The organism is Caulobacter sp. AVps18 (genome assembly GCF_058681425.1).
This window is the reverse complement of the sequence record NZ_CM178737.1, coordinates 1,037,083-1,049,664: the sequence shown is the minus strand read 5'-3', so window position 1 is coordinate 1,049,664 and position 12,582 is coordinate 1,037,083. Positions and strand designations below refer to the sequence as shown.

The 12,582-nt window shown below is 67.1% G+C and carries 14 protein-coding genes; 9 read left to right on the top strand and 5 right to left on the bottom strand.

What is annotated here, in order from left to right:
* Positions 1–4: 4 nt before the first annotated feature.
* Together ACW179_RS05025 and ACW179_RS05020 are read left to right on the top strand one after the other, a co-directional pair.
* Positions 5–745: a HesA/MoeB/ThiF family protein gene (locus ACW179_RS05025; RefSeq protein ID WP_492063209.1), complete on the top strand. Its 741-nt coding sequence runs from the start codon at positions 5–7 to the stop codon at positions 743–745.
* A gap of 70 nt (positions 746–815) precedes the next feature.
* Entirely contained in the window at positions 816–1,808 is a 993-nt protein-coding gene (locus ACW179_RS05020) for an alpha/beta fold hydrolase (RefSeq protein WP_492063208.1), read from the top strand.
* Between the two features lie 121 nt (positions 1,809–1,929).
* On the opposite strand, the gene ACW179_RS05015 is transcribed toward ACW179_RS05020, so the two are convergent.
* Positions 1,930–2,916: a 2-hydroxyacid dehydrogenase gene (locus ACW179_RS05015; protein ID WP_492063207.1), complete on the bottom strand. Its 987-nt coding sequence runs from the start codon at positions 2,914–2,916 to the stop codon at positions 1,930–1,932.
* Positions 2,917–3,049: 133 nt separating this feature from the next.
* Between ACW179_RS05015 and ACW179_RS05010 the strand changes: the two genes are divergently transcribed.
* The 6 genes from ACW179_RS05010 to ACW179_RS04985 all read left to right on the top strand — a co-directional run bounded on the left by ACW179_RS05010 (position 3,050) and on the right by ACW179_RS04985 (position 8,251).
* On the top strand, positions 3,050–3,526 hold the full coding sequence (locus ACW179_RS05010; protein ID WP_492064253.1) for an SH3 domain-containing protein: 477 nt from the start codon (positions 3,050–3,052) through the stop codon (positions 3,524–3,526).
* A 94-nt stretch (positions 3,527–3,620) separates the two neighbouring features.
* Complete coding sequence (gene fabA, locus ACW179_RS05005; protein WP_492063206.1) at positions 3,621–4,136, top strand: 3-hydroxyacyl-[acyl-carrier-protein] dehydratase FabA; 516 nt, start codon at positions 3,621–3,623, stop codon at positions 4,134–4,136.
* Between the two features lie 66 nt (positions 4,137–4,202).
* Positions 4,203–5,420, top strand: coding sequence for a beta-ketoacyl-ACP synthase I (gene fabB, locus ACW179_RS05000; protein WP_492063205.1), 1,218 nt, complete (start codon positions 4,203–4,205; stop codon positions 5,418–5,420).
* Between the two features lie 73 nt (positions 5,421–5,493).
* Positions 5,494–6,387: a hypothetical protein gene (locus ACW179_RS04995; RefSeq protein WP_492063204.1), complete on the top strand. Its 894-nt coding sequence runs from the start codon at positions 5,494–5,496 to the stop codon at positions 6,385–6,387.
* Positions 6,388–6,427: 40 nt separating this feature from the next.
* On the top strand, positions 6,428–7,354 hold the full coding sequence (locus ACW179_RS04990; protein WP_492063203.1) for a phytanoyl-CoA dioxygenase family protein: 927 nt from the start codon (positions 6,428–6,430) through the stop codon (positions 7,352–7,354).
* An 81-nt stretch (positions 7,355–7,435) separates the two neighbouring features.
* The gene (locus ACW179_RS04985) at positions 7,436–8,251 is read left to right on the top strand and encodes an enoyl-ACP reductase FabI (protein ID WP_492063202.1); all 816 of its coding nucleotides are present in this window, start codon (positions 7,436–7,438) and stop codon (positions 8,249–8,251) included.
* Between the two features lie 22 nt (positions 8,252–8,273).
* On the opposite strand, the gene ACW179_RS04980 is transcribed toward ACW179_RS04985, so the two are convergent.
* From ACW179_RS04980 to ACW179_RS04970, 3 genes are read right to left on the bottom strand one after another with little or no spacing between them, the layout of a single operon-like run.
* Entirely contained in the window at positions 8,274–8,882 is a 609-nt protein-coding gene (locus ACW179_RS04980; RefSeq protein WP_492063201.1) for a TetR/AcrR family transcriptional regulator, read from the bottom strand.
* On the bottom strand, positions 8,882–10,471 hold the full coding sequence (locus ACW179_RS04975; RefSeq protein ID WP_492063200.1) for a DHA2 family efflux MFS transporter permease subunit: 1,590 nt from the start codon (positions 10,469–10,471) through the stop codon (positions 8,882–8,884). Before ACW179_RS04975 ends, ACW179_RS04980 begins: the two co-directional genes overlap by 1 nt.
* A 12-nt stretch (positions 10,472–10,483) precedes the next feature.
* Entirely contained in the window at positions 10,484–11,593 is a 1,110-nt protein-coding gene (locus tag ACW179_RS04970) for an HlyD family secretion protein (RefSeq protein WP_492063198.1), read from the bottom strand.
* A 350-nt stretch (positions 11,594–11,943) separates the two neighbouring features.
* Here ACW179_RS04970 and ACW179_RS04965 point away from each other — a divergent pair, with 350 nt between their 5' ends.
* On the top strand, positions 11,944–12,075 hold the full coding sequence (locus ACW179_RS04965) for a hypothetical protein (RefSeq protein ID WP_492063197.1): 132 nt from the start codon (positions 11,944–11,946) through the stop codon (positions 12,073–12,075).
* Here ACW179_RS04965 and dut read toward each other — a convergent pair whose 3' ends face one another.
* On the bottom strand, positions 12,076–12,543 hold the full coding sequence (gene dut, locus ACW179_RS04960; protein ID WP_492063196.1) for a dUTP diphosphatase: 468 nt from the start codon (positions 12,541–12,543) through the stop codon (positions 12,076–12,078).
* Positions 12,544–12,582: the final 39 nt, after the last annotated feature.

Here is a 12,582-nt window from a genome sequence, read left to right as displayed (position 1 = left end):
CGCCATGAGTTTTTCGGACGGCGAGGTCGAACGCTACGCCCGCCATCTGGTGCTGCGCGAGGTGGGCGGGTCCGGTCAGCAGAGGCTGAAGGCGGCCCGCGTTCTGCTGGTCGGACTGGGCGGACTGGGCGCCCCGGCCGCGCTCTACCTGGCGGCTGCCGGGGTCGGAACCCTGGGCCTGGCCGACGCCGACACCGTCTCGCTGTCCAACCTGCAGCGCCAGGTTCTGTACCAGACCGCCGATGTGGGCCGGCCGAAGGTCGAGGTGGCGGCCGAGCGGCTGATGGCGATCAACCCGCACGTCGTCGTCGAAACCCATCCGGTATGGCTGGGCGCCGCCAATGCCGGCGACCTGGTTTCCCGGTACGACCTGATCCTGGACGGCACCGACGACTTTTCCACCCGCTTTGCCGTCAGCGACGCCTGCGTGGCTCATGGCAAGGCGCTGGTCAGCGGCGCCCTGGGCCGCTGGACGGGTCAGGTCGGGGTGTTCCAGGGCCAGCCCTGCTATCGCTGCCTGGTGCCCGAGGTTCCGCCCGACGCCGACACCTGCGCCCTGGTGGGTGTCGTCGGGGCCCTGGCCGGGGTGATCGGCTCGATGATGGCGCTGGAGGCTGTGAAGGTGCTCACCGGGGCGGGCCAGTCTCTTGCGGGCCGCCTGCTGATCTATGATGCCCTGTCGGCCGAGACCCGCACCGTGCGGATCGGCGCCGATCCGGCCTGCCCGGCCTGCGGACGGGACTGAAAGCCCAGCTTGACCGCGCGCTCGTCGCGTCATTTGCTGTCGTGAAACAAGAAAAGTTCGGGGAGAGCGCATGAAGCGCAGGAAGAGCCATCCGCTGACCGGCGTCGCCGTGGTCGCAGCGATCCTGGGCATCGCCTGGATCCTGATGCAGCGGCCCGACATCCCCTACGAGGATCTGGCCGTTCGCTATGCCAGCCCGGCCTCGCAATACATGGACCTGCCCGACGGGGTGCGCGTGCATTATCGTGACGAGGGGCGGCGGGATGCGCCGGCCCTGGTGCTGGTCCATGGCTTTTCGGCTTCGCTCCACGCCTGGGAGCCCTGGGTGAAAGCCCTCTCGTCCGACTACCGGATCATCACTCTGGACCTCCCTGGCCATGGCCTGACCAGCGCCCCGGCCGGCTATCAGGTGGGTCCCGGCGGCTTTGAGGCGGTGGTCGACACGGTCACCCGTCGCCTGGGCGTTGCGCGCTTCACCCTGGGCGGCAATTCCATGGGCGGCGGCGTCGCCTGGCGTTACGCCCTCAAGCATCCCGACCGCCTGGACGGCTTGGTGCTGGTCGATGCCGCCGGCTGGCCGTCTGCGGGTAAGAACGAGGCCCTGATCTTCACGATCCTGAAGAACCCGGTCGGCCGGGCGGTGCTCAAGAACATCGAAACCCGGCCGCTGGTGAAACAGGGTCTGGAAGCCGGCTACCTGGATCCCGCCCTGGTCACCCCGGCGCTGATCGACCGCTACACCGAACTGGCCCGGGCACCGGGCCATCGCGACATTCTTCTGGGCCTGCAGACCGGGCGTCGCGACGAGGCCACGGCGACGCGCCTTGCGAAGATCCGTACGCCCACCCTGGTGATGTTTGGCGAGCAGGACAAGCTGATCCCCGCCACCGACGGCAAGCGCTTCGCCGACGCCATTCCGGGTGCCAAACTGATCGTCTATCCCCAGGTCGGCCATGCGCCGATGGAGCAGATCCCCCAGCGCTCGGCCGCCGACCTGAAGGCCTGGCTGACCGCGAGCGTCTATCCTCCTGCGGCGCCGACGCCACTGCCGGCTATGCGCTGAAGGCCTGGGCGATGGGCTTGCTCAATGAGCCGGTCGTCGTCCTAAGCCCACATTTCCATCACATGTCCCTGTCTGCCCCCCCGCCGAACTGCAGTGACAAACGCATAAACGAGGGCTCGGTTTAGAGCATCGACGGGATGACCCGGTCCGGGGGCCTGTGGCCGTCCATGAAGGTCTTCACGTTGACGATGACCTTCTCGCCCATGTCGATGCGACCCTCGACCGTGGCCGAGCCCATGTGGGGCAGCAGCACGACATTGGGCAGCTTCAAGAGCTTGGGATTGATCGCCGGCTCGTGCTCGTAGACGTCCAGGCCGGCGCCGGCCAGGTCGCCGCGGGCCAGCATGTTGGCCAAAGCCCCTTCGTCGATCACCTCGCCCCGCGCGGTGTTGACGATGATCGCCTGGGGTCGCAGCAGCTTGAGGCGGCGGGCCGACAGCAGGTGATAGGTGGCCGGCGTGTGCGGGCAGTTGACCGAGACGAAGTCCATCCGGGCCAGCATCTGGTCCAGGCTTTCCCAGTAGGTGCAGCCCAGTTCTTCGGCGATGCGCGGGCTGACGGGCTTGCGGTTGTGATAGTGCACCTGCATGCCGAAGGCCTTGGCGCGGCGGGCCACGGCCTGGCCGATGCGGCCCATGCCGATGATGCCCAGGCGCTTGCCCCAAAGGCGGCGACCCAGCATCCAGGTCGGCGACCAGCCATGGAAGCCGCCCGACTTGACCACCTCTGCGCCCTCGACGACGCGACGCGAGGTGGCCATGATCAGGGTCATGGTCAGGTCGGCGGTGTCTTCGGTGAGCACGCCCGGCGTATTGGTGACGATGATGCCCCGGGCATTGGCGGTGGCCACGTCGATATTGTCGACGCCGGCCCCGAAATTGGCGATGAGCTTGAGCCGGTCGCCGGATCGCGACAGAAGACGCGAGTCGATCCGGTCGGTGATCGTCGGCACGAGCACATCGGCCCGACCCATGGCGTCGACAAGTTCATCCGCCGTCAACGGTTTGTCGGTGACGTTGAGTTCGGTGTCGAACAGTTCGCACATGCGCGTCTCCACCGGATCGGGGAGTTTGCGGGTGACGATGACTTTGAGCTTGCGGGCTGCCATGGGCGGTTTGAAAAGCTCTCTCTGACGGGCGTTTGAAAAGCTGTAGCAAAGGGGCCCGGTGGGGCCAAGCAAGATGCCGTCGAATTGCAAACATCGTTCAATGGAATCGGCGCTCGGGCTGGTGATCGCCGTGATGGTCGGCACCTTCGCCACGCAGGCGACAGCTGCCGATGCGCCGCGTGTCACACCGTCAGGCCTGGAGGTGCCGCGCTACGTCTCGCTGAAATATGCCAAGATCAACGCCCGCAACGGCCCCGATGAGGCCCACCGGCTGCTTTGGGTGTATCGCGCCAAGGGCATGCCGGTGCAGGTGGTGGCCGAAACCCGCGAATGGCGGCGGATCTGCGATCCCGAAGGGGGTCTGGCCTGGGTTCACAAACGGGTGACCGACGGGCGGCGCACCGTCATGCGGGTGCAGCCCACCCCCCTCGCCCTTCTGGCCAGCCCAAAGGACGGTGCGCGGGTCACGGCCTGGCTGCGCAGCCGTTCCACTGCCAATCTCGACAAGTGCGACAAGGGCTGGTGCCGGCTGAAGGCCGAAGGATCGCGGGGCTGGGCGCGGGAAACCGAGATCTGGGGCGCGTCGTCGGCCGTCCAGTGCAAGTCGTGACGCCGGGCCCGTCGCCCCGGCGAGCCTTGGGTGTTCACAAGCGTTACTGAAAGTAACATTGAGGCCCGCCCCTGCGTCGTGCTAGGGCGTGCGCATGCAACAAAGCTCCTACACCTTCGACGAACTCCTGGCCTGCGGTCGGGGCGAAATGTTTGGTCCCGGCAACGCCCAGCTGCCGGCCCCGCCGATGCTGATGTTCGACCGCATCGTCCGGATCGAGGCCGAAGGCGGCAAGTACGGCAAGGGTTATGTCGAGGCCGAGTTCGACATCCATCCCGACCTCTGGTTCTTCGGCTGCCACTTCATCGGCGACCCGGTCATGCCCGGTTGCCTGGGCCTGGACGCCATGTGGCAGCTGGTCGGCTTCTTCCTGGGCTGGTCGGGTGGTCCCGGCCGCGGCCGCGCCCTGGGCGTCGGCGAAGTGAAGTTCACCGGCCAGGTCACCCAGGACATCAAGAAGGTGACCTACAAGATCGATCTGAAGCGGGTGATCATGCGCAAGCTGGTCATGGGTATCGCCGACGGGGTTCTGGAAGCTGACGGCAAGGTCATCTACGAGACCAAGGACCTGAAGGTCGGCCTGTTCACCGCAGAACAAATGGCGTCGTGATCCAGCCGTAGGGTGGCCGCTCAGAGCCGCCCCCTTCTGGATCGTGGGGAAGAAAGAGGATTGTTCATGCGTCGCGTCGTCGTCACCGGACTTGGGATCGTCTCGTCCATCGGCAACAACGCCAATGAGGTGCTTGCCTCACTGCGTGAAGCCAAGTCGGGCGTGGTTTCCGCGCCGGAATATGCCGAACTGGGATTCCGCTGCCAGGTGCACGCCACCGTCAAGCTGGAGTCGTGGGAGTCGCTGGTCGACCGCCGTGCGGCGCGCTTTCTCGCGCCCGGCACGGCCTATGCCCATATCGCCATGGAGCAGGCCATCGCCGATTCCGGGCTGGAAGAGGGCGATATCTCCAATGAGCGCACCGGCCTGATCGTCGGTTCGGGCGGCCCATCGACCCGTGTGATCGTCGAGGCTGCCGCCACGACCCGCGAAAAGGGCCCCAAGCGGATCGGTCCGTTCGCCGTGCCCAAGGCCATGAGCTCGGGCCCCTCGGCTGTGCTGTCGACCTGGTTCAAGATCCGCGGGATCAACTATTCGATCAGCTCGGCCTGCGCGACCAGCGCCCACTGTATCGGCGCGGGTGCCGAACAGATCCAGATGGGCAAGCAGGACATCGTCTTCGCCGGCGGCTGCGAAGAACTGGACTGGACCCTGTCCAACCTGTTCGACGCCATGGGCGCGATGAGCAGCAACTTCAACGACCGCCCCACGGTGGCCAGCCGCGCCTATGACAAGGATCGCGACGGCTTCGTGATCGCCGGCGGCGCCGGTATCGTGGTGCTGGAAGAGTACGAGCACGCCAAGGCGCGCGGCGCGAAGATCTATGGCGAAGTGGTCGGCTATGCCGCCAATTCCGACGGTTTCGACATGGTCGCTCCGTCGGGCGAGGGCGCGGCCCGCTGCATGCGTCTGGCCATGGCCCAGGCCGGCGACCGGACCATCGACTATCTGAACCCGCACGGCACCTCGACACCGGTCGGCGACAGCAAGGAGATGGGCGCGGTGCGCGAGGTGTTCGGCGACAAGGCCCCGCTGATCTCCTCGACCAAGTCGTTGACCGGCCACAGCCTGGGCGCCGCCGGCGCGCAGGAGGCGATCTATTCGATCCTGATGCTCAACAACGATTTTGCCGCCCAGAGCGCCAATATCGAGACTCTCGACCCCGAGTTCGCCGACCTGCCGATCCTGCTGCAGCGCTCGGACAAGCCGATGACCACGGTGATGTCCAACAGCTTCGGCTTTGGCGGCACCAACGGCACGTTGATCATCAGCAAGGCCGACTAGGCTGCTCTCGGCCCGCAGTCTCGCCCTGGTCGAGGCCGCTGCCCGACTTCCCTGGGCGGAACAGACGCCGGCCATGGCGGGTCTTGCGGTCCTGGCAGGACTGGGCGGAGCCCCCCCGTCAGCGGGCGTTCGTCCGCTGGAGGGTCTATGGACCTATGTAGCCCGCGCTGCCCTTGAACCGGGATCTGCCCTCGAACAGCGCGTGGAGGGCCTCCGGCGCCTCGGCGCTTTGCCCTATGGCGTTCTGGGCGACAGCCATGGCCGCCATCTGATCCGTCGCGACCGCCGCAACGGTGCCTGGCTGGCACCGATCGCCACCCTGACCAGCAGCGCTTCTGCGCGAGGCCTGGGTCGATCCGATGGCCGCTCCGGCGCGGGGCTGCGAATTCGGGCCGATCTCGAGCGCCTGCTGGGTATTGCGGGCCTGCCGATCCTGTTGAAATTCGGACAGGTCGACATTGAGTTCGTGCAGGTCTTCAAGCGGTTGGCGGCGGAACAGGCCGGGTTCGACCTGCCGGCTTTCGACGCCTTCGCCGATGAAACCATCCAGCTGTATGTCGCCTTTCTGGCGCAGGTCGTTCCGCTTGCCCAGCGAAGCCGGGTGCGGGTGATGTCGTTGTTTCCACCGGCCCTGTCCGATGCCGCATGGCGGATTGGCTATCTCAATGCACACATGGTGGCCGTGCACGGCCCGGCCGATACCGTCGGCCTGACCGCGCGGCTCGAGCGGCTGGAAATCCCCAACCTGGCGCAACGCACGGCCCTGCACGCCGCCGTGAATGCGCGGCTGCAGGCGGCCGTCTCTGAAAAGGGCTTTGGCTGGGGAGACGACTTCACGCCCTATCTGGGCACCGGGGGCGTGCTGCACACCCGATGGCGGGGCAAGGCTGCGGGCCGTGACCATCATCTGGACTTCCACGCCGCGCGCCGCACCGCGCTTGACCAGCTCTGGCCGATCCTCGAATGATCCAGCCGCACAGCAGACGGATTCCATCAGCGTCATGCCCGTGAGCGCTTTGCCGGCCGATCCGGCCCTTTCGTCCAGGCCCGAAACGCCCTGGGTCGAGTCCGGGGCTCTGGAAGCCCGACTGGCGGCCAGCGGCGCTGATGAGGCCCACAAGACCTTTGCCCGGGACCTGGCGCGCGACGGCCTGGCGATCATCGACCTGGGGGAGGGGCTGGTCGGGCTTTGCGACCGCATCAATCGCGAGACCGAGCACCATTTCGAGGCCGGCGTGACGCGGGTGCACGACGCCTGGCGGCGCTCCGACGCCATCAGGGCCGTTGCGACCCATCCCGAGATCCTGTCGCGCCTTGAGCTGGCCTATGGGCGCAAGCCGTTCCCGTTCCAGAGCCTGAACTTCCTGCGCGGCAGTCAGCAGGATATCCACGCCGACACCCTGCATTTTCACGCCGAGCCGGCGGGCTTCATGTGCGGGGTGTGGCTGGCGCTGGAGGACGTGACGCCGGGCTCGGGCCCCCTTTGCTACTATCCGGGCAGCCATCGCTTGCCGGTGATGACCATGGAGGCCGCCGGCGCGGCGCCGGGCGCCACCACGGCCGTCAACTATAACGACCTTTATGGCCCTGCGGTCTTGAGACAACTGGACGCGGCCGGTCTGACGCCGACCCATGCTGTGCTCAAGAAAGGGCAGATCGCCGTCTGGGCGGCCAATCTGGCCCATGGCGGCTCGCCGATCCTCGAACCGCAGTCCACCCGACGCTCGCTGGTGCTGCACTACTATTTCGACGACTGCGTCTATTTCACGCCGATGTTGTCGCGCCCCGACCGCCAGGCGCGCCGCCTGCCGGCCAATATTGCTACGGGCGGCTGGACCTGGCCGCGTCGGGCGGGGCGGCGGGTAACGGTGCCGTTCAAGCAGTTTGCGGCGGCGATCTACTATCGTCTGACCCGCCACAGCCCCACCTACTAGGCAGGGTCAAAGCGTCGTGAGGGTTCCGCACAGGCGACGGGCCTGCTAACCAGCGCTCAAGGATTCCAGGAGAGCCAACCCATGGCCGACGATTACGCATTCCCCAAGGGCGAGCTGATGCGGGGCAAGAAGGGCCTCGTCATGGGCGTGGCCAATCACAACTCCATCGCCTGGGGCATCGCCAGCCAGCTGGCCGCCCAGGGCGCAGAAATGGCTTTCACCTATCAGGGCGAGACGCTGGAGCGCCGCGTGCGGCCGCTGGCCGAGAGCATCGGGGTCGATACCCTGATCCCGGCCGACGTCACTGACGACGCCTCGATGGACGCTGCCTTCGCCGCCATCGAAGCCAAGTTCGGCACGCTGGACTTCGTGGTCCACTCGGTGGCCTTCGCCAATAAGGACGAGCTGAAGGGCTCGTTCGTCGACAACACCACCCGCGAGGGTTTCCTGCTGGCCATGAACATCTCGGCCTACAGCTTCGTGGACGTGGCCAAGCGCGCCGCGAAGATCATGCCCAATGGCGGGTCGCTGATCACCATGACCTATCTGGGGTCGGAGCGGACCATCCCCAACTACAACACCATGGGCGTGGCCAAGGCCGCCCTGGAAGCGGCGACGCGCTATATCGCCCGCGACCTGGGTCCCAAGGGCATTCGCTGCAATGCCATCTCGGCCGGCGCCATGCGCACCCTGGCCCTGGCCGGCATCGCCGGCGGCCGGGGCATGATCGCCCAGGGCCGGGCGTTCAGCGCCCTGAAGGAAGATACCTCGATGGAAGGCGTCGCCGGCGCAGCCCTGTGGCTGGTCTCGGACCTTGGGCGCTCGACCACCGGCGAAGTCGTCCACGTGGACGCCGGCTTCCACATGATGGGCATGCCTGACGAAGCTGAAGCCTAGGCCCTACCTACGCGCCCTGACCTCAGGGCGCGTAGGCGCGCAGGAAGCGGCTGGCCACTTCCCTGGCCATCGCGTCGAACTGGGCGGGTGTCTTGTCTGACGGCAGGCGCAGCAGGGCGCGCAGCTGGCTCTGGCCCATGACCATGCCCGAAAAGATCTCTGCGGCCTGGTCGAAATCCTCGACCCGCAGCCGGCCCAGCCGGGTCTCGGTCCGCAGGAAGGCCGCCAGCTGGGCCCGGGTCTGGCGCGGGCCGGCCTCGAACACGTCATGGGCCACGTCCGGCATCTCGCCGGCGCCCTGAACAATCACCCGCATGATCGAATAGCCGTTGGCCGAGACGACGGTCTCCAGCATCGAGCGGGCGAAGGCCTCCAGGGTCTGCTGGGGATTGTCGGCCGCGCTGGGGTCGCGCAGCGAGGCGGTGATGCTGTCCACCCGCCGCTCGATCAGGGCGGTGACCAGCTCGGCCTTGGAGCCATAGTGGTTATAGACGGTCTGCTTGGAGACGCCGGCCCGGCGGGCGATGGCCTCCATCGGCGCGGCCAGGCCGCGTTCACCGATCACCTCGATGGCGGCGTCCAGTATGGCTTCGGTCTTGGCGACGTCGATCTGTCCGGCGATCCTGGGCATCAGTGGGCGTCCGAGGGCGGTGGGGGCGCATTCTTGGCCGGCTTGGCCAGCAGGGAGATCACCGCAGCGGCGAAGCAGCCATAGGCCAGCAGGGTGAAGCTGTCGCCGAAGGCCAGCACCGTGGCTTCCTGCTGCAGCATGCCTGAAAAGGCCTTGCGGGCTGCGCCTTCAGGGTCGGACAGGCCCAGCATGGTCATGCGTTCGGCCAGGCCCGCCATCATGCCCTGGGCCGCGACGTTGCTGCTGGCGATCCGCGAAGACAGGTCGGCGTAATAGAGCGCCGTCTGCTGGGTGATGCTGGTGGCGAGCAGGGCCAGGCCCATGGCTCCGCCGGTGTTGCGCGAGAGATTCACGAGGCCGGAGGCGTTCTTGACCATGTGCGGCGGCAAGGTGCTCATCGTGATTTGCTGGGTTGCGATCATCGCGATCATGACGCCGACGCCGCGGCAAGCCTGAACCCCCGCGAATTCCCAGAATCCCCACTCCTTGGTCACGCCGTGGGCCATGTACATGCCCCAGCCGGCCAGAAGGAAGCCGATGAACATCGGAATGCGCGGGTCGGTCTTGCGCACGAGGCGGCCGGCGATGGGACCGGTCAGAAACATCGACAGGCCGGAGATGACCATGGTGGTGCCTACCTCCGACGCCGAATAGTGACGCACCCGCCCCAGGAACTGCGGCAGCAGGAAGGTGCCGCCAAACAGGCTGGCGCCCGACACGGCCGTCATCAGCACGCCGATCGAGAAGTTGCGGTTGGCAAAGGCCTTCAGCTCGACGATGGGGTTGCGATAGGTCAGCTGTCGCCAGATGAAGACGACGCCGGTCACCACCGCCAGCACGGCCAGGCCCAGGATGATGTCGTCCTGGAACCAGCTGTTCTTGGCACCCTCTTCCAGCACGAACTGCAGGCTCATCAGGAAGGTGGCCATCACCGCCAGGCCAAACCAGTCAAAGCCCTTGGACAGACTGGGGTCGCCCTCATCGAACTTGCCCCAGCGGGCCACGCCGAACAGCACGATCAGGCCGGTGGGCACATTGATGAAGAACAGCCAGCGCCAGCTGAGCCATTCGGTCAGGTGTCCGCCCAGGGTTGGACCCACCGTCGGGGCCAGGGTGACGATCAGGCCCATGATGACGCTGGCGGTGATCCGGCGCTCGGGCGGGAAGGCGGTGAAGGCCACGGCGAACACCGTCGGGATCATCGCGCCGCCGATGAAGCCCTGCAGGGCCCGGGTCAGGATCATCATGTCGATGGACGAGCTGAGGCCCGTCAGCACGCTCATCACGATAAATCCGGTGCACGAGGCCAGGAACAGGCGCTGTGTGCCCCACAGGCGCGACAGGTATCCCGACAGCGGGATCATCACGACTTCAGGGATCAGATAGGCGGTCTGGATCCAGCTGACCTGATCGGCGCTGGCGCCCACCCCGGCCTGGATCTGCGGCAGCGAGGCCGCGACGATCTGGATGTCGAGAATGGCCATGAACTGGCCGATCACCATGGCGCCGAAACCCAGGAACAGCTTGTTCCAGTCGGCCTGGCTCATGGTCTTGGCGGCGCTGCTGGCGGGTGGAGCTGCGGCGGTCATGGCCCCGGCGCCTTAGCGCGCTGCGCCCTGACGGGCGACCTGCGGCGAGGCCTGACCGGCTTCGGCGAACGAAGGGCCCGACCGGTCGCGTACATCGACCTTGACCTCTACCGACAGGCCCGGCCGCAGGGCCGCGCCCAGCGGCGAGCTATCGACGGCGATCTTGACCGGCAGGCGCTGGGTGATCTTGGTAAAGTTGCCCACCGCATTCTCGACGGGGATCAGGGCAAATTCCTGACCGGTGGCGGGGGCAAAGCTGTCGACCTTGCCATGGATGACTTGCTTGCCAAAGGCGTCGGCCTTGATCTCGACCGGCTGGCCCACGCGCAGGCGCGCGACCTGGGTTTCCTTGAAGTTGGCCACCACATAGCTCTGGCCCAGCGGCACCACCGACATCAGCGAGACGCCGGGCTGAACCAGTTGGCCAGGCCGTACGGCGCGGGCGCCCACGACACCGGCGACCGGCGCGCGGATCACAGTGCGGTCCAGGTCCAGCCGGGCCTGGGCCACGGCGGCATGGGCGGCGGCGGCCTGGGCGATGGTCTGGGCCTTGGCCGAGCCCAGCGACTGGGCGGCGCGGCGCTCGGCCTCGAGGGCGGCCTGGGCGCTGGTCACGGCGGCGGCCGACTGGGTGGCGGCGGCGCGGGTGGTCTGGACCTTCTGCTGCGAGACCCAGCCCTGGTGGGCCAGGCTGTCATAGCGGTCCAGATCGGCCTTGGCGCGGCCGGCGTCGGCCTGGGCGCTGGAGACGCCGGCCGCCTTCTGGGCGATCAGGGCCTGTTCCAGGCTGGCCTTGTCATCCACGGCGTTGATCGCGGCGTCCAGGGCCTGGGCGTTGGCGATGGCCTGGTCCAGTCTCGCCTGGAAGGTGGCCGGATCGATGCGGGCCAGCACCTGGCCGGGCTCGACCCGCTGGTTGTCGGCGACCAGAACCTCGACAATGCTGCCCGAGACCTGCGGGCTGACCTGCACGGTGTCGGCCTGGACGAAGGCGTTGTCGGTGGCCTCAAAGCGCTGCTTGTCGATGAACCACAGCGTCCCGCCCACCACGATGGCGATGGCGGCGACCCCGCCGACCAGCATCGGGACGAGCTTCTTGTTTTGTGGTGCGGCCATGACCAAACCCCGGCTAATCGAAAGACGTCGACGCGCCCGATAGAAGGGACTGGGGCGCTCGGCAAGTGATAAATGGACGCATTCGTCCAAAAATCAACACGCCATTCACGAACGGGTCGGCAAGACGCTGTTGAGCGGCCCGGCGGGCCGGGCGGCGTCGCAGTGTCGGTCAATGTGGCCTTGCCCGGCCAAAAGGCGCTCGGCGCGGTGTGACAACCCGTCGCAATTTCGTCTTGCGCGGATGGGGATAGAGACTAAAAGCCGTTCCCCACCGCAACCGATGTCCCGGTGTCCGCGTATTTGTACCAGGCGAGCGTTTGTCGCCCTTGCCAAGCCCGCGCTGAAGGGATGCGCCGATGACCGTTCAACCCCCGCTTGGACAGTCGCCTCTGGGGATGTTCCGGCCCGTGCTGTGGCTTGCCGCCGTGGCTTTCGCCGTGGGCTTTGGCGGCTATCTGCTGATCGGCCTGCGCGCCGCCGGAAACTGATCAGACCCCGGTCGAGCCGAAGCCGCCTGTGCCGCGATCCGTCGCTGAAAGGTCGTCGGTCTCGACCAGCGCCCACTGAGGAGCCGCCGCGATCACGCCCTGGGCGATCCGGTCGCCGCGCCGGATCGTGAAGTCTTCCTCGCCCAGATTGACCAGCAGCACGCAGACCTGGCCGCGATAGTCGCTGTCGACTGTGCCCGGCGCATTGGTGACGGTCACGCCGTTCTTGGCGGCCAGGCCCGAGCGCGGCCGCACCTGCATCTCGTAGCCGTCGGGAATCGCCACCGAGAAGCCGGTGGGGACCATGCCCCGGGCTCCGGGCTTGAGCACCATCGGCTGGTCATCCGGCACATGGGCCCGCAGGTCGAAACCCGCCGCCCCGGCCGTGGCGTAGGTGGGAACCGGCAGGTCGGCATTGCCTTCCCAGCGCTTGAACAGGATCGCGCGGGTTTCTGCGTTGGCGGTCATGGAACAGGATCCTGGTCACGTCTGGCGGGTCGCGCCGCC